General features: G+C 74.1%; 18 protein-coding genes. 7 read left to right on the top strand and 11 right to left on the bottom strand.

What is annotated here, in order from left to right; all coding sequences use genetic code 11:
• Window positions 1-90 precede the first annotated feature (90 nt).
• Window positions 91-654, top strand: a complete 564-nt coding sequence (locus tag ABD343_RS05100) for an MmcQ/YjbR family DNA-binding protein (RefSeq protein WP_344524478.1) — start codon at window positions 91-93, stop codon at window positions 652-654.
• On the opposite strand, the gene ABD343_RS05105 is transcribed toward ABD343_RS05100, so the two are convergent.
• Window positions 608-1,633, bottom strand: a complete 1,026-nt coding sequence (locus ABD343_RS05105; RefSeq protein ID WP_344524480.1) for a helix-turn-helix domain-containing protein — start codon at window positions 1,631-1,633, stop codon at window positions 608-610. The two genes, ABD343_RS05100 and ABD343_RS05105, sit on opposite strands and share 47 nt — an antisense overlap.
• A gap of 134 nt (window positions 1,634-1,767) precedes the next feature.
• Between ABD343_RS05105 and ABD343_RS05110 the strand changes: the two genes are divergently transcribed.
• Window positions 1,768-2,832, top strand: a complete 1,065-nt coding sequence (locus tag ABD343_RS05110; protein ID WP_344524482.1) for a saccharopine dehydrogenase NADP-binding domain-containing protein — start codon at window positions 1,768-1,770, stop codon at window positions 2,830-2,832.
• 26 nt (window positions 2,833-2,858) lie between these two features.
• Here ABD343_RS05110 and ABD343_RS05115 read toward each other — a convergent pair whose 3' ends face one another.
• Window positions 2,859-3,566, bottom strand: a complete 708-nt coding sequence (locus ABD343_RS05115) for an SDR family NAD(P)-dependent oxidoreductase (protein ID WP_344524484.1) — start codon at window positions 3,564-3,566, stop codon at window positions 2,859-2,861.
• A gap of 102 nt (window positions 3,567-3,668) precedes the next feature.
• On the opposite strand from ABD343_RS05115, the gene ABD343_RS05120 reads away from it, so the two are divergent.
• Together ABD343_RS05120 and ABD343_RS05125 are read left to right on the top strand one after the other, a co-directional pair.
• On the top strand, window positions 3,669-4,523 hold the full coding sequence (locus tag ABD343_RS05120) for a helix-turn-helix transcriptional regulator (RefSeq protein ID WP_344524486.1): 855 nt from the start codon (window positions 3,669-3,671) through the stop codon (window positions 4,521-4,523).
• Window positions 4,524-4,582: 59 nt separating this feature from the next.
• Window positions 4,583-5,203 carry a TOPRIM nucleotidyl transferase/hydrolase domain-containing protein gene (locus ABD343_RS05125; RefSeq protein ID WP_344524488.1) on the top strand — a complete coding sequence of 207 codons (621 nt, stop codon included), beginning with the start codon at window positions 4,583-4,585 and terminating at the stop codon, window positions 5,201-5,203.
• An 82-nt stretch (window positions 5,204-5,285) separates the two neighbouring features.
• On the opposite strand, the gene ABD343_RS05130 is transcribed toward ABD343_RS05125, so the two are convergent.
• Window positions 5,286-5,897 carry a TetR/AcrR family transcriptional regulator gene (locus tag ABD343_RS05130; RefSeq protein ID WP_344524490.1) on the bottom strand — a complete coding sequence of 204 codons (612 nt, stop codon included), beginning with the start codon at window positions 5,895-5,897 and terminating at the stop codon, window positions 5,286-5,288.
• A gap of 108 nt (window positions 5,898-6,005) precedes the next feature.
• Here ABD343_RS05130 and ABD343_RS05135 point away from each other — a divergent pair, with 108 nt between their 5' ends.
• Window positions 6,006-6,929, top strand: a complete 924-nt coding sequence (locus ABD343_RS05135; protein ID WP_344524492.1) for an NmrA family NAD(P)-binding protein — start codon at window positions 6,006-6,008, stop codon at window positions 6,927-6,929.
• 114 nt (window positions 6,930-7,043) lie between these two features.
• Here the strand turns inward: ABD343_RS05135 and ABD343_RS05140 are convergent, their stop codons facing one another.
• The 4 genes from ABD343_RS05140 to ABD343_RS05155 form a co-directional block, all read right to left on the bottom strand.
• A complete protein-coding gene (locus ABD343_RS05140) occupies window positions 7,044-7,448 on the bottom strand; it encodes a hypothetical protein (protein ID WP_344524494.1) in 405 nt (134 codons plus the stop codon).
• Window positions 7,449-7,502: 54 nt separating this feature from the next.
• The gene (locus ABD343_RS05145; RefSeq protein ID WP_344524496.1) at window positions 7,503-8,135 is read right to left on the bottom strand and encodes a hypothetical protein; all 633 of its coding nucleotides are present in this window, start codon (window positions 8,133-8,135) and stop codon (window positions 7,503-7,505) included.
• Window positions 8,136-8,332: 197 nt separating this feature from the next.
• Window positions 8,333-9,340, bottom strand: coding sequence for an NAD-dependent epimerase/dehydratase family protein (locus ABD343_RS05150; protein WP_344524498.1), 1,008 nt, complete (start codon window positions 9,338-9,340; stop codon window positions 8,333-8,335).
• A 45-nt stretch (window positions 9,341-9,385) separates the two neighbouring features.
• Entirely contained in the window at window positions 9,386-10,249 is an 864-nt protein-coding gene (locus ABD343_RS05155; RefSeq protein WP_344524500.1) for an alpha/beta hydrolase family protein, read from the bottom strand.
• Window positions 10,250-10,412: 163 nt separating this feature from the next.
• On the opposite strand from ABD343_RS05155, the gene ABD343_RS05160 reads away from it, so the two are divergent.
• Window positions 10,413-10,877: a cupin domain-containing protein gene (locus tag ABD343_RS05160; protein ID WP_344524502.1), complete on the top strand. Its 465-nt coding sequence runs from the start codon at window positions 10,413-10,415 to the stop codon at window positions 10,875-10,877.
• Window positions 10,878-10,946: 69 nt separating this feature from the next.
• Here the strand turns inward: ABD343_RS05160 and ABD343_RS05165 are convergent, their stop codons facing one another.
• Genes ABD343_RS05165 through ABD343_RS05180 form a run of 4 tightly spaced genes read right to left on the bottom strand, consistent with a single transcriptional unit; the run spans window position 10,947 to window position 13,688 of the window.
• Window positions 10,947-11,849, bottom strand: a complete 903-nt coding sequence (locus tag ABD343_RS05165) for an ABC transporter permease (RefSeq protein ID WP_344524504.1) — start codon at window positions 11,847-11,849, stop codon at window positions 10,947-10,949.
• A complete protein-coding gene (locus ABD343_RS05170; protein WP_344524506.1) occupies window positions 11,846-12,784 on the bottom strand; it encodes an ABC transporter ATP-binding protein in 939 nt (312 codons plus the stop codon). Before ABD343_RS05170 ends, ABD343_RS05165 begins: the two co-directional genes overlap by 4 nt.
• The gene (locus ABD343_RS05175) at window positions 12,781-13,182 is read right to left on the bottom strand and encodes a transcriptional regulator (RefSeq protein WP_344524508.1); all 402 of its coding nucleotides are present in this window, start codon (window positions 13,180-13,182) and stop codon (window positions 12,781-12,783) included. The genes ABD343_RS05170 and ABD343_RS05175 overlap by 4 nt, the downstream gene beginning before the upstream one ends.
• On the bottom strand, window positions 13,179-13,688 hold the full coding sequence (locus ABD343_RS05180) for a hypothetical protein (protein WP_344524510.1): 510 nt from the start codon (window positions 13,686-13,688) through the stop codon (window positions 13,179-13,181). Before ABD343_RS05180 ends, ABD343_RS05175 begins: the two co-directional genes overlap by 4 nt.
• 112 nt (window positions 13,689-13,800) lie before the next feature.
• Between ABD343_RS05180 and ABD343_RS05185 the strand changes: the two genes are divergently transcribed.
• A complete protein-coding gene (locus ABD343_RS05185) occupies window positions 13,801-14,484 on the top strand; it encodes an antibiotic biosynthesis monooxygenase (protein ID WP_344524512.1) in 684 nt (227 codons plus the stop codon).

Below are 14,484 nucleotides of genomic sequence, written 5' to 3' on the forward strand. Positions count from 1 at the left end.
GGGCGGCCTCGCGCGGCCTCGGTCAGGTGGCCTCAGGCGGCCTCGGTCGGCCTCGGGCCGTTGTCGGACCCCTGTGCCAGACTCCGTTCCATGACCACCCTGGCCCAGCTCCGCAAGGCGGCGCTCGCTCTCCCGGAGACCGAGGAGGGCACCCACTTCGGCATTGCCGCCTTCTCCGTACGGGGCAAAGGCTTCGCGTCCGTGACGAAGGACGGGTACGTGCAGCTCCGGCTCCCCCGGGACGAGGCCGAGGCCGCCGTCGCCGCGCATCCTGGCGGCGAGCTTCTGACGCGGGGCGCCGCGCCGATCGGTTTCCGTGTGCCGCTCGCGGACATCAACGGCAAGGACCTCAACGCCCTGGTGCGCGCTGCCTGGTTCGGCCGCGCCCCGAAGCGGCTCGCGGCGTCGCTGGCCGAGGCGGAGGCGGCGGCCGACGGCTCCGCGGACGGCGCGTCCGCGCACGAGGGCGACCTGCCCGGTGGCATAGGCAGGCCCGCCACCCGGGCCCTGTTCGGCGCGGGGCTGACGACCCTGGAGCGGGTGGCGGGGCGTACGGAGGCGGAGCTGCTGGCGCTGCACGGCGTCGGCCCGAAGGCCGTCCGGATCCTCAAGCAGACGCTGGCGGAAAGGGGCCTCGCCCTGCGGAGTCCGTGAGCGCGGATCCGCCCCGGGGGTGCGCGGCGCGGGTGCGGAACGTACGGCGGTAGGTGTCCGGCGGCACGCCGACCGTGCGGTTGAAGTGGCGGCGCAGCGTGGTGGCCGTGCCCATGCCGGTGGCGGTCGCGATGGAGTCCACGCTGTCGTCGGTGGCCTCCAGCAACTCCTGTGCGCGGCGGATGCGTTGGACCAGGAGCCACTGCAGCGGGGTCGTGCCGGTCGCCGCCCGGAAGTGGCGGCCCAGGTGCCGTGAGCTGAGCCGGGCCCGACGGGCCAGATCCTCCACGGACAGCGGCTGGTCCAGCCGTTCGAGCACCCATGGGAGGAGGTCCGCGAGCGGCTGGTGCTGGTCCGGTGCCGGTACGGGGGTGGTGACGAACTGCGCCTGGCCGCCGTCCCGGTGCGGAGGGACGACCAGGCGGCGGGCGACCGCGTTGGCGACCGCCGAGCCGTGGTCGAGGCGGACGAGGTGCAGGCACAGATCCATGGCGGCGGCCTTGCCCGCGGAGGTGAGGACGGTGCCGCCGTCCACGTAGAGCACGTCCGGGTCCACCGTCACCCGGGGGTGGCGGGCGGCCAGGACCTGGGTGTGCGCCCAGTGGGTGGTCGCGCGGCGGCCGTCCAGCAGTCCGGCGGCGGCCAGGACGAACGCGCCCGTGCACAGGGAGACCACGCGCGCGCCCGCCTCGTGGGCCGCGCGCACGGCGTCGACGAGCGCGGCGGGCGGATCCACGTCGACATCGGCCCAGCCCGGGACGATCACCGTGTCGGCGCGCGGGAGCCGGTCGAGGCCGTGATCGGGCTCCAGCCGGAACCGGCCGACCCGTACGGCACGGGGCCCGCAGACGAGGACGCGGTACCAGGGGTCGGCCGCGCCGCCGAGCAGCGCGGGCGGGGGCGTCCCGAAAACCTCGTACGCCAGGGACAGTTCGAAGTGCAGCATGCCGTCGGTGGCGGCGAGCGCGACAGTGGTCACGTCGGGAATTGTACGGGTCACGTCGTTCCGGACACTCGTGGAAGGCTTCCGCGTTCGCCAGGATGTTCGCCATGAAACGCGACGTCCTCGGTCCGTCACCCGGGCCTCGTCGCCCGGACACGGCAGGAGAAACCATGGGTACGGGGCAGGCAGTGGTGGTCTACGGGGCCTACGGGCACACCGGGCGCTTCGTGGTGGCGCATCTGCGCGAACGCGGGTTCGTGCCGCTGCTCTCGGGGCGCGACGCCGCGGCGCTCGGGGCGCTCGCGGACTCCTTCCCCGGGGCCGATGTCCGCCCGGCGTCCGTCGGCGACCCGGCCTCGCTCGACCGCGCGCTCTCCGGCGCCGCCGCCGTGATCAACTGCGCCGGTCCCTTCGCGGCGACGGCCGCCCCGGTGATCGAGGCGGCGCTGCGCGCCGGGATCCCGTACGTGGATGTGGCGGCCGAGATCGAGGCGAACGCCGACACGTTCGCGCACTTCGCGGAGCGCGCCCGTGAGGCGGGGGTGGCGGTCGTCCCCGCGATGGCCTTCTTCGGCGGCCTCGGCGATCTGCTGATCACCGCAGCGATGGACGAGTGGACGGACGCCGACGAGGCGCACATCGCGTACGGGCTGAGCAGTTGGCACCCGACCGCCGGGACGCGGGCCGCCGGCGCGGTCTCCCGCGAACGGCGCGGCGGGCGCCGCGTCCGGTACGCGGGCGGGCGGCTGGAGTACCGGACCGACGAACTGCCGCGTCTGAAGTGGGACTTCCCGGAGCCGCTGGGCACGCGCGCGGTCGTCGGCGAGTTCTCGATGGCCGACATCGTCACCGTCCCGAGCCATCTGTCCGTCCCGGAGGTGCACTCGTACATGACGGCCGAGGCCGCCGGTGACGTGGTGGCCCCCGACACCCCCGCGCCCGCCGCGCCCGCCGTGGACGCGGCGGACGCGGCGGACGCGGCGGACGGGCGGGGGCGGTCGGACCAGACGTTCCTCGTCGAGGCCGTCGTACGCCGTGGCGGCGACGAACGGCGCGCGGTGGCCAGGGGCCAGGACATCTACGCGGTCACCGCGCCCCTCGCGGTGGAAGCGGTCTCCCGCCTCCTCACCGGCGACGCCCGCTCCCCCGGAGTCGCCTCGGCGGCCGCGGCCTTCGACGCCCCCGACTTCCTCCACGCACTCGCCCCGCACGTGTCCTGGGACCTGTACCGGTAGTGCGGGGCGCCCGACCGGGCCGGTGGCTACCAGGGCAGGGGGCCCGAGGTGTCGGTGAAGGTGCCGGTGGGGCCGTCGGGGGTGAGGCGGGCCATGCGGACGATGATGTCGGCACCTTCCTGGACGGTCTGGGTGCCGGTGTTGCCGTTCAGGTCCGTGCTCGTGAAGCCGGGCTCCACCGCGTTGATCCGCATCTCCGGGAACGCCTTCGCGTACTGCGCGGTGACCATGTTGACGGCGGTCTTCGAGGCGGGGTAGGCGACGCCCGGGTAGGCGGACGCCGGGTGGCCCGGTTCCGTCACATGCGTGAGCGAGGCCAGCCCACTGCTGACGTTGACCACGACGGGGGCGGCGGAGCGCCGCAGGAGCGGCAGGAAGGCGTGGGTGACGCGTACGGGCCCGAAGACATTCGTCTCGAAGACCTCGCGCATCATGTCGGCGGTGACGTCGGCGGCCCCGGCGACCTCGTTGTGCGGGCCGCGGGCCTCGATGCCCGCGTTGTTGACCAGGACGTCCAGGCCTCCGCCGGCCTCGACGGTCCGGACGGCGGCGGCGACGGAGGCGTCGTCGGTGACGTCGAGCTGGACGCTCCGCGCGCCGAGCCGTGCGGCGGCCCGGCGGCCGCGCTCGGCGTCGCGGCTGCCGACGTAGACGGTGTGGCCCGCGGCGACGAGACGGCGGGCGGTCTCGAAGCCGAGACCCTTGTTCGCTCCGGTGATCAGTGTGGTCGTCATGGCCCCACCGTCCGCCCGCCCCGCCCGGCGCAGCCAGGAGCCCGGTCTTCCTGGGACCGCTGGTACCAGGCACGCAGGCCGCCGCGGGGGCACACTGGGCGCATGGCGACGGCGGAGTTCGGCAAGGCGGTACGCCGCTGGCGCGACCGGGTGCGGCCCGAGGCGGTGGGGCTGCCGGAGGGCGGGCAGCGGCGCGCGGCCGGGCTGCGCCGCGAGGAGCTGGCGCTGCTGGCCGGGATCTCCGTCGACTACGTCACCCGGCTCGAACAGGGCCGGGCCACACACCCCTCCGCCCAGGTCGTCGAGGCGCTGGCCCGGGCGCTGCGGCTGGCGGACGAGGAGCGGGGGCATCTGTTCCGGCTGGCGGGGCTCGTACCGCCGGGTCCGGAGACGGTGCCCACGCGCCTCACGCCGAGCGTCCAGCGTCTGCTGGACCGGCTGACGGGGACGCCCGTCGCGGTCTTCGACGCCACGTGGACGCTGCTGATCGCCAACGCGCCCTACGCGGCGCTGATGGGCCGGTCCGAGGAGGAGAGCGGGGGCCGGAGCGGCGGCGGGTACAACGGCGTGCGGCGGCACTTCCTCGGCCCCGGCACGCGGGCCCGGCGTACGCCGGAGGCGGAGCGGGAACACGAGGCGGCGCTCGTCGCCGACCTCCGTACGGCCGCCGAACGTTATCCGGCGGACCCGCGGCTGCGGCACCTGGTCGCCGAACTGCGTACGGGCAGCGAGCGGTTCGCCGAGCTGTGGGACTCCGGCGCCGTCGGCCGCCACGAGGCCTCGCGCAAGACGATCGACCATCCGCGGGTCGGCCCCGTGACGCTGGACTGCGACATCCTCACCGTGGCGGGCAGCGAGCTGCGGATCATGGTCTACACGGCCGAACCCGGCACCGACGACGCCGAACGTCTCGCCCTCCTCACCGTCCTGGGCACCCAGGAACTCCTGGCGGAGTGACGAGGCTCGCCGCCGGATATTGGCGTGCCGTCCCGGCGCGTGGCGTGCAGACTCGCCCCATGGCAGACATGGAGGCTTTCCGGGACGCGGTGACCGGCTGGGCGGCGGGCGGCTCCGGCGAGCGGGCACGGGACCTCGCGGCGCGGCTGGACGTACGGACCGTCGTGCTGCTGGAGGGGCCGAGCGACTTCGCGGCCGTGGAGGCGCTGGCCGCGCTGCGCGGCCGCGATCTGGCGGCGGAGGGGGTGTGCGTGCTGCCGATGGGCGGGGCGATGAGCGTCGGCCGGTACGCCGGACTCCTCGGGCCGAACGGCCTCGGGCTGCGCCTGACGGGGCTGTGCGACGAGCGCGAACAGGGCTTCTACCACCGCGGTATGGAGCGGGCGGGAGCGTCGCCCGGGGACGTCTTCGTGTGCGTGGCGGACCTGGAGGAGGAGATGATCCGCGCGCTGGGCCCGGAGACGGTCGAGGGGATCGTCCTGCGCACCGAGGAGGACCAGCGTCCCTGGCAGACCTTCGTGCGCCAGCCCGCGCAGCACGACCGTACGCGCGAACAGCGGCTGCGGCGCTTCCTCGGCACGAGGAAGGGACGCAAGATCCGCTACGGGCGCCTCCTCGTGGAGGCCCTCTCCCCCGGCCGGACACCGGCGCCGCTCGACGCGCTCTTCGCGAATCTCTGAGCGCCGCCGTCTTCGTCTCTGAGCGCCGCCGTCTTCGCCTTCTTCGCCGGTTCCGCCGCATCCGGCTCCTGCTCCGCCGCGCTCAGCTCCCCGGGCTCAGTCCCGTCACCGCCAGCCGGAAGAGGCGTTCCGCCTGTGCTGTCGGGTCCGGGTGGTGCTCCGTGGCCAGGGCGATGCCGACGCTCAGCGCGATGAGGTCCGCGACGGTGACGCCGCTCGCCACGGCACCGTCGCTCACGGCGCGGCGCAGCAGGGGGTCCGCCGCCTCTTCGAGCGCGGCCGAGCAGGAGTTCTCGTACACGGAGCCGTTCCCGGCGGTGCCGTCCCCCGCGGTGCCAGCTCCGGCGGTGCCGTCCCCTCCGGAGTCGTAGGAGAGCGCGGCCGCCAGGCCCCGCGCGGAGACGCAGTAGGCGACGACGTCACTCAGCCACTCCAGGAGCGCCGCGCGGCTGTCGGCGTGCTCCGCGAGTCCCCGGGCGTGGACGCACAGGGCCTCGATCCGTTTGTGGGACACCGCCTCCAACAGCGCGCGGCGGGTGGGGAAATGGCGGCGCACGGTCGCCGAGCCGACCCCCGCGGTGCGCGCGATCTGCTCCAGCGAGGCACCGGCGCCCCGCGCCGCGACCTCTTCCTCGGCCACGGCGAGGATCCGCGCGTAGTTGCGCCGGGCGTCGGAACGCAGCCGCTCCGGCATGGCGTCACCTCCGGGATTGCTAAGTGGCGGGGCCCGCCATATCGTACCGGAACAGAAACGGCGGGCCCCGCCGTTTTACCTTCGCGCATGCCCCGAGGAGTCAGCACCATGCCCACAGACCCCGCACCCGTCCTGGTCACCGGCGCCACCGGCAGGCAGGGCGGCGCCACCGCGCGCGCCCTGCTCGCGGCGGGCGTGCCCGTGCGCGCCCTGGTGCGCGACCCGTCCACCGCTCGGGCCGAGGCCGTCAGGTCGCTCGGCGCCGAACTCGTCACCGGCGACCTCCACGACCGCGACTCCGTGATCCGCGCCGCCGAGGGCGCCCGCGCCGTCTTCTCCGTCCAGATGCCCGCCATGCCCCCGGAGGGCCCCGACTTCGCGGGAGAGATCGCGCAGGGCGTCAACCTCGTCGAGGGCGCGCGGGCCGCCGGGGTGCCGCAGTTCGTGCACACGTCCGTGTCCGGCGCCGGGCAGCACACCGACGCCCCCGGCTGGGCCGAGGGGCGCTGGGCCTCGATGGAGCCCACACTCGGCGCCAAGAGCGCGATCCAGGACCGCGTCCGCGAGGCGGGCTTCCCGCACTGGACGCTGCTGAAGCCGGGCTTCTTCATGGAGAACTTCCTCCCCTCCATGAACTTCCTCTTCCCACGCGGCGTCGAGGGCGGCCTGGTCAGCGTCGTACGTCCCGGTACGCGGCTGTCGCTCGCCGCGGTGGACGACATCGGCACGGCCGCGGCTGCCGCCATCGCCGCCCCGGAGCGGTTCGACGGGGTCGAACTGGAGCTGGCGAGCGACTACTTGCCGATGACGAGGATCGCCGAGGTGCTCTCCGACGCCCTCGGCACACGGCTGTCCCCGCCCGACATGACCGAGCAGGAGGCGTTCGCGGCCGGGATGCCACCGATGGGCGCCACGCACGAGTGGCTGAACGCCGTGGGCCAGCCCGCCCGCCCCCGCTACGCCGCCGACCTCGGCATTCCGCTCACCGGCTTCGCGGAGTGGGCGCGGAAGCACATGCGACGGGACGCCTGACGGGGGGCGCGCTCCAGCGGGGCGGCAACGCCGGGACAAGGGCCGGAGCAAGGGCGAGGGGCCCCGGCCGGATCGTTCGCCCGGCCGGGGCCCCTCGGTGCGGTCACGCACGGCTCAGATGTAGTCGCTGGTGTAGATCGCCCTGTTGGACTTGCTGCCGATGAAGGGCTTGTTGACGGCCCAGAGCCAGGCGTCCTGGTACTCCGGCACGTCGAAGTCGCACATCACCCAGCCGTCGTCACTGCCGCGGTGGTTGAAGCACTCGCGGGCCCAACCGCCCGGTCGCTTGGACTTGATGGTCCCGGCGGTCGAGTCCCCGTTCGCCTTCGTGTCCTTGACCCAGACCCGATCCCCCTTCGGGGAGAAGCACGACTTCGCGCCCGACGTCGACACGCACTTGGCGCCCGACGGAGGGGCGCCGCTCGGCTTTCCGGTCGCAGCCGATGCCATGGTCGCCGTCCCGGCGGTGATGAGTACCGCTACGGGAACCGCCATCAGCGCGCGGCCCAGTCTGTTCATGTGCTCTCCCGTTGTCGCGAATCGTCGTACTGCGTCGATCCGTGACATTCAACATCAACGGTTCTGTTCCAGTGCGTCCAGTGGAGCCGTTCCCTCGCCCTCCGGGCAGTCCAGCACCACCCGGTCGCCGTCGCGGACCTCGTACACATGCGGTTCGGAGAGGCCGAAAAGGGGCTGCCCGTCGGTGCTGTCGAGGTGCTGCGGGAACAGGAGGAGCACGAGTTCGTCGGCCTCCGGCGCGTAGCGGGGGCGGAGGATGTCCCACACGGTGACGGTGCCCGCCGGGCGGGGCGCCCGGGAGAGGCTCGCGCGGACGACGGCCCGGAAGCCGTATCCGCGGGCCACCCCGTCGCTCACGGGGACGCGCTTCTCCCGCACCGTGACGTGCAGCAGGACGTGGCCCTCGACCTCGTGCGCCCGTATCGCCTCGGCGGTGTCGCGTACGCACGACGACGAGGCCGGGTCCACGGAGGGCGAGAGCCGGTCCAGGACCGGAGGCAGCGCGGTCGCCACGAGGGCGAGCAGCGCGAGCACGGCGGCGCCGGCGGCGGCCCGGCGCCGCCCCCGCGTACGTACGGCCGCGCGGAGACGGCCGTTCAGCCTCCGGACCGCGCGCCCCAGACGGGGGCTGATCCGCTCCGCGAACTCGGTGAGGGTCTCCTCGCGGCCACCGGTGCGCCCTCGCATGTCGGCCTCACCTTCCCGGGGCGGCTCCCGTTCTCGTTGCCCAAGAACAAGACAGCCCCGAGCGGCGCGTCTGGCAAGGCGGAACGCGAGCCGCCGTTACGGGCACCGCCGCCACGACACCACGGGTATGACGCCACCGGCACGGCACCGGCGGTACGGCACCACCAGCACGGCACCACCAGCACGGCACCCGGCCGTCAGCGCACGGGCGGTGTCCAGTGGTCGAGCGCGGCGAGGAGTGCGCTCTCGCGCGCGGCGCTGAGGCCCGCGCGCCGGGGCCGGTCCAGGCCCTCCTCGCGTTCCCACGCCAGCGTGTCGGCCAGCAGTTCCGCACGGGGCCGGTGCCGCAGCCCGGCGGCGCGGGCCGCGGCCCCGGACCGGGCCGAGAACCCCTCCCAGCCCGGCTTGGCCAGCCACATCGGCAGCGACTCGACGCCCATGAACTCGGCCACGTCGTGGGCGAGCAGCCAGGCCGGTTCGGCGGTGGCCACCGGTCCGGTGTGACCTCCGACGCCCCGGGAGAGTTCGACCCACTCGGCGAACGGAAGGACCGGGCCCACGGCGTCGTACGTGCCCGTGGTGCCCTTCTCCGCGCTGTCGAGCAGCCAGGCGGCGAGGTCCCGCACGTCGATCACCTGGGTCGGCAGGGCGGGCGCGTCGGGGACGAGCATCGTCCCCTGCTGGTCGCGCGCCGCGCGAGCGGCCCAGTATCCGGAACGTCCGCTGTGGTCGCCCGGGCCGCCGATGAGTCCGGCGCGCGCGACCAGGAGCCGGTCCCCCACCGCGGCGGACGACGCCTGCTCGCACGCGGACTTGGCCTCGCCGTACAGCGCGCGGTCGGCCTCGTCCTGGTCGGTCGGGGGCAGGAGTGCCGCCGACTCGTCGGCGTCCTGATCCGCGTGCGAGGCGTAGGCGCTGATGGACGAGACGTACGTCCAGTGCCCGGCCCGCTCGCTCAGCGCTCCGAGCGCGCCGCGGACGAAGCCGGGCTGCCAGGACACCTCGACGACCGCGTCCCAGTCCCGGTCCAGCAGCGGCTCGTACGCCGCGGAATCGCGCCGGTCGGCGGCCACCAGCCGCGCGCCGCTCGCGACGTTCCCGCTCTCGCCGCGCGCGAGACAGGTCACCCGGTGACCGCGCTCGACCGCCTGTCGTGACAGCTCACGTCCTACCCACGCCGTTCCGCCCAGCACCAAGAGCTCCATGCCGTCAGCCAAGCACCCCGAACATCAGCGCGACAGCGAATTCGCCTACAGCGGACCCGGCCCGTCCGCGAGGTGCCGCCGGAACCATCCGACCAGGGCGGCGTCCACCGCGCGGGCCCGCGGCAGTTGCGGCGCGGGCTCGATGCCGGGCTCGTCGGCGAGGGGATGCGCGAGTCCGGGGACCGGCAGCAGTTCGGCCTGTTCCCCGAGCGCATCGACCAGGTCCGAGGCATCGGCCCGTAGTCCCGGGTGGTCGCGCTCGCCGCTGACGACGAGCAGCGGCGCGCGGCCGGCGAGGAGGTCCGCGTGGGCGACGAAGTCCATGCTCGCGACGGCCTTCTCGGACTCCGCGTCGTACGGGTACTCGCCCGGGAACAGCTCGACGACGGAGCGCAGCCGCACGGCCGCGTTCACGACGGCACCGGCGAAGACGGGGATGCCCGTCCCGGCGAGGACCCGCAGCGCGACGGCTCCGCCCAGCGAGCCGCCGAGCACACCGATCGGGCCGTCGTCGACCGGCAACTGCTCGCGGAGCGCCGCCAGTGCCGCCGGGAACTCCTCGGACGCCTGCCGGACGAACGGATGCAGGAACGACATCAGCACGTCCTGACGCGCCAGTTCCCTCACGGCGTCCGTCGAGCCGTCGACCATGCGCGCCCCGCACATCGGCATACCGAGATGCACCCGCCACGCGGGCAGCCCGTGCATCGGCAGCGCCGCGGCGAACGCGGCGTCCGACCTCGGCGCGTCCAGCATGTGCCAGGTGACGATCAGGGGCGCGGGACTCTGGCCCTGGCTCTGACTCTGACCGTGGCCGTGACCGTCGGGATCGTGGCCGGTGGGTGACCCGGAGGGCGGCAGGGCGGTGAAGGGTACGCCGGCGGCCGTACCCGTGATCGGTGAGGACATGCGGCGACGGTAGGTCCGCCCCCGCGTACCCCGAGGGGCTATCGCCACCGGCGAAAGGCGGGGCCGAGCAGAACGCGCCAAGTTGCCTCGGCGGATGGCGAGGAGCCGCAGCCCCATGTAATAGTTGAACCATAAACTACCTCCCTTCGTGAGGAGATCTCGCATGAGCACTGCCCTTGTGCGGAACCCGGGCGACGGCCGGTCCTTCGCCTACTACAAGAACGCCATCGAGCAGGTCGTGACGGACGCCGAGACGAACGGCGTGGTCACCGTCCTGCGCGTCACCGTGGACCGCGAGGACGCGCCGCCCCTGCACCGCCACACCCACGAGGACGAGAGCTGGGTCGTCCTGTCCGGCCGCGTCCGGTTCTGGGTCGGCTCGGACTCGCTCGCCGAGTGCGAGGTGTACGACGCCGGGCCCGGCGCCTACGTCTACGGGCCCCGGTCCGTCCCCCACACCTTCCAGACGATCACCCCGACCTCGGAGCTGCTCGTCATCAACAACCCCGGGGCCGTCGAAGGCTACTTCCACGCCATCGGCTCCGCCGAAGCACGCAGCGACCTCGAACACACCGACGTCCTGGGACAGTACGGCGTCGTACTCCTCGACGACCCGCCCCCGGCCTGAGACCAAGGGCGGGCCCGGCCGAAGGCGGGACCGCCCCATGGTGCGGCGCCGGCCACGCGGGCCCCCGGCCTACGCGGGCGCCGCCCCGCCCCGCACCGCCTTGTGGTGACGCGCGGTCATACGCGAGCCGGACTCGCGCCGGGCGGCACGGCGCAGGAGGGGTATCGCCAGGAAGAAGCCGAGGACGGCCCAGGCGGTCAGCACCAGGGCGACCATGGGCAGCTCCCAGGACCCGGCGGCCTCGGCCGTCCTCGCGGCGTCCGGCAGCAGGGCCGAACGCAGGCCCTGCGCCATCCACTTGAGCGGAAAGACCGACGCCACCTGCTGCACCGGAACGGGCAGCGAGGTGATCGGGAACACCGCTCCCGAGGTGAACAGCAGCCCCATCACGGGCAGCATGATCAGCGCCAGTGCCTCGCGCGGGTTGGGCAGTACGGCGCCTATGGCCGCGCCCAGCGGCACGACGGCCAGCAGCCCGAGTCCGGTGACCCACAGCAGCGTCAGCCACCCCTCCGGGCCGCGCGGCAGCGGGCCGTCCGCCAGCAGCGAGGTGGCCACCAGGAGAAGGGCCAGGCTGCCGACCGCCGTGACGGCCACCAGCAGGCACTTGGCCACGAGATAGGCCGGTATCCCGCCGGGGGTGGCCCGCAGCCGCAGCAGGGTGCCTTCCTCGCGCTCGGCCACGAGGGCCTGCGGGAGATTGACCAGTCCGATCTGGAACAGGAGATAGGCGGCGAAGCCCGCGAGCACCAGATGGGACAGCGGAACCTCGGTGCCGGGCGCCCTGTCCTTGACGTAGGCGACGATGACCAGCGCGACGACCACGTTGGTCAGATGGCCGGACATCTCCTTGGGGTTGCGCAGGAGGTGCCGCAGCTCGATACGGCCGCGCAGCAGACCGGTCCGCCACGCGCGGTGGCCCGGGCGGCCCTCGCCGCCGTGCCGGATGTCCGTCGTGTGATCCCCCGTCATGCGGCCTGTACCTCTCCTTCTCCTACCTCGTCCGGGTCTCCGGTCCCGTCCGCGTCCGCCCCGTCGTCCGCCCTGTGCACCATGTGCAGATAGGTGTCCTCCAGCGTCGGGCGGCGGACCTCCAGGCCCGCGATCGGGCCGTCCGCGCCCTGGTGGAGCCGCCAGACCAGGCGCGACGGGTCCGCGGTGCGTTCGCGCCGGGGCGTCCCGTCCTCGGACGTCCAGCGGGCCTCGGCCCGCGCGGCGGCGCTGCGGGCCAGCTCCGCCGGAGTGCCGCAGGCCCGGATCCGGCCGCCGACCAGCATGGCGATCCGGTCGGCGAGCCGCTCGGCCTCCGCCAGGTCATGGGTCGTGAGCAGAACGGTGACGTCCTCCTCACGGGCCAACTGTTCGACCAGGACGTGGAACTCGTGCCGCGCCTCCGGGTCGAAGCCCGTCGTCGGCTCGTCCAGGAAGAGCAGCTCGGGGCGGCCGACGATGCCGAGTGCGACGTCCAGCCGTCTCCGCTGACCGCCGGACAGCCGCTCGACCTGCTGGTCCGCCTGGGCGGTGAGACCCACCAGGGCGAGCAGACGGGCGGGGTCGCACGGCTCGGGATAGTACGACGCGAAGTGGGCCAGCAGTTCGGCCACGCGCCAGCGGCGGTGGTCGCGCCAGGACTGCAGGACGAGTCCGATGCGGGCGCGCCAGGCGTCGCCGCCCTGCTCCGGGTCCGTGCCGAGAACTCGGACCTCCCCCGCCGAGCGGCGCCGGAAGCCCTCCAGGATCTCGACGATGGTGGTCTTCCCCGCCCCGTTGGGCCCCAGCAGCGCGAAGACCTCGCCGCGCCGGATGTCCAGGTCGATGCCGTGGAGGGCGTCGACCTGCCCGTACGCCATGGTCATGTCGCGGACGTGGACGACGGGCCGGGTCGCGGTGTGTCCGGGCGGCGTCATCGTCCCGCCTCCGCGCGGTGCTGCTCGCGTGGCGCTTCTCCGGTGGACGCTTCTCCGGTCGGCGCTTCTCCGGTCGGCGCTTCTCCGGCCTCGGCCGTCGGCAGGCCCGCGCCCTCGACGATCGCCCGGAGCGCCGCCACGTGCCCCTCGAAGGCGGTGCGGCCCCGGTCCGTCAGCCGCACTCTCGTGCGCCGCTTGCGGCCGCCGCCCTCCTTGTGGATCTCCAGATATCCGGCCTCTTCCAGGGTGTGCAACTGCTTGGAGAGGGCGGAGTCGCTGAGCGAGAGGCTGTCGCGGATGAACGCGAAGTCCGCCCACTCGGTGGTGGCGAGCAGCGCGACGACCGACAGCCGCGTGGCCGGATGGATCAGCTCGTCGAACCCGGTCGGGGTGCTCATCGGCCCGCCCCCTCGCGGGCGGCCGTCCGACCGGCGCGGCCGCGCAGCGAACCGGCCGCCCAGCGGCTCGCCGGGCAGATGAACAGCAGGAACACGCCCGTTGTCACGGTGGCCTGGATCAGGCTGCCGGACATCGGCTCCAGCCGGCCGGTCAGATGGCCGGACAGCACGGCCGTTCCTCCGGTCGCCGCCGCGCCCGCGAGGAGCATGACGGACGTCCGCCAGTCGTAGCGGGAGCGGTGCAGCCGCATCCTGTTCCGGCGGCCGTAGGAGACGGCCAGCGCGGCGAGCACCGCGACGTACGCGACGAGGAGCAGTCCCACGCCCCACTGGGGCAGGCCGAGACCCAGGCTCGCGAGGAAGAGCCACATGGCCGCACCCGTCGCGATCGCCGCGCCGGGGCCGCCGGACGCGGTCCGCTCCATCTCGTCGTACACCCGCTCCTGCGGGATCCGGATGCGCTGCAGCGCGCTCCATGCCTGCTCGGCATCCACCGATGTGCTCACGGACTCCGCCCTCCCATGACACGCCAAGCCGGTTCGAGGAGGCGAGCCCCGCTTGACTTTCCTATCAGGAAAGCTACACCTGGCTTTCCCAGTAGGCAAGTAGAATGTGGCGATGGAACTCCGAGTCGATTCCGTGCCCGGCCCCGTCACCGCGCCGGCCGCCCTGTTCGGCACCTGGCGCGTGGGGACGCCGCGGCGGCAGCGGGAGACCGCCGAGGCCGTCGCCCGCGCCTGGCGCTCGCGGCCCTGGCCGGGCCCCGGGCTGCGCTCGTACGCCGTGCTGGCGGGCGACGACGGCAGTACGTTGCTGCACGCGTCCCAGGTCGAGGACCTGGACGACGTTCCGGCGCAGGACCTGTCCTGGAAGCGGGAGGTGGACGCGGCCGTGCCCGGCATCGAGCGGACCGGCGTGGCCAGTGGCCGTTCGCGGCGCGGCACTCCCGCGTACGGACCCGCCGCCGAGGCCGGGTGCGTCGTGCTGGTCACCCGCGAATTCGACGGCCCGGACACGGCGCGGGCGGAGGGGTTGGTCGAGGCGCTGTTCGAGGGCAGCGCCGGCACACCCCCGGCCGACGGGCTGCTCTCCGCCCACTTCTACGTGAGCCCCGACGGCTCCCGGGTCTTCAACTACGCGCTGTGGACCTCGGCGGAGGCCCATCGCCGCGCCGTCGAGCACCCCCCGGCCCCGCTCGCGGCCGACGAACGGTGGCAGCGGGCGCATTCCTGGCCCGGGCTGCGCAGCACCGGCTTCCAGCGGTTCCGCCCGCTGCTGGGTCTCGCCCCGCCCGCCGGGTGA

The sequence above is a fragment of the Streptomyces albiaxialis genome (assembly GCF_039530985.1).
Lineage (GTDB): Bacteria > Actinomycetota > Actinomycetes > Streptomycetales > Streptomycetaceae > Streptomyces > Streptomyces albiaxialis.

Excerpts from the sequence above, each read along its gene's own strand:
- ABD343_RS05125 (WP_344524488.1), top strand. The coding sequence starts at position 4,583 with ATGGCAGACATGGAGGCTTTCCGGGACGCGGTGACCGGCTGGGCGGCG.
- ABD343_RS05115 (WP_344524484.1), bottom strand. The coding sequence starts at position 3,566 with ATGACGACCACACTGATCACCGGAGCGAACAAGGGTCTCGGCTTCGAG.
- ABD343_RS05140 (WP_344524494.1), bottom strand. The coding sequence starts at position 7,448 with ATGAACAGACTGGGCCGCGCGCTGATGGCGGTTCCCGTAGCGGTACTC.
- ABD343_RS05175 (WP_344524508.1), bottom strand. The coding sequence starts at position 13,182 with ATGAGCACCCCGACCGGGTTCGACGAGCTGATCCATCCGGCCACGCGG.
- ABD343_RS05100 (WP_344524478.1), top strand. The coding sequence starts at position 91 with ATGACCACCCTGGCCCAGCTCCGCAAGGCGGCGCTCGCTCTCCCGGAG.
- ABD343_RS05160 (WP_344524502.1), top strand. The coding sequence starts at position 10,413 with ATGAGCACTGCCCTTGTGCGGAACCCGGGCGACGGCCGGTCCTTCGCC.
- ABD343_RS05130 (WP_344524490.1), bottom strand. The coding sequence starts at position 5,897 with ATGCCGGAGCGGCTGCGTTCCGACGCCCGGCGCAACTACGCGCGGATC.
- ABD343_RS05150 (WP_344524498.1), bottom strand. The coding sequence starts at position 9,340 with ATGGAGCTCTTGGTGCTGGGCGGAACGGCGTGGGTAGGACGTGAGCTG.
- ABD343_RS05145 (WP_344524496.1), bottom strand. The coding sequence starts at position 8,135 with ATGCGAGGGCGCACCGGTGGCCGCGAGGAGACCCTCACCGAGTTCGCG.
- ABD343_RS05170 (WP_344524506.1), bottom strand. The coding sequence starts at position 12,784 with ATGACGCCGCCCGGACACACCGCGACCCGGCCCGTCGTCCACGTCCGC.
- ABD343_RS05165 (WP_344524504.1), bottom strand. The coding sequence starts at position 11,849 with ATGACGGGGGATCACACGACGGACATCCGGCACGGCGGCGAGGGCCGC.
- ABD343_RS05135 (WP_344524492.1), top strand. The coding sequence starts at position 6,006 with ATGCCCACAGACCCCGCACCCGTCCTGGTCACCGGCGCCACCGGCAGG.
- ABD343_RS05155 (WP_344524500.1), bottom strand. The coding sequence starts at position 10,249 with ATGTCCTCACCGATCACGGGTACGGCCGCCGGCGTACCCTTCACCGCC.
- ABD343_RS05120 (WP_344524486.1), top strand. The coding sequence starts at position 3,669 with ATGGCGACGGCGGAGTTCGGCAAGGCGGTACGCCGCTGGCGCGACCGG.
- ABD343_RS05185 (WP_344524512.1), top strand. The coding sequence starts at position 13,801 with ATGGAACTCCGAGTCGATTCCGTGCCCGGCCCCGTCACCGCGCCGGCC.
- ABD343_RS05110 (WP_344524482.1), top strand. The coding sequence starts at position 1,768 with ATGGGTACGGGGCAGGCAGTGGTGGTCTACGGGGCCTACGGGCACACC.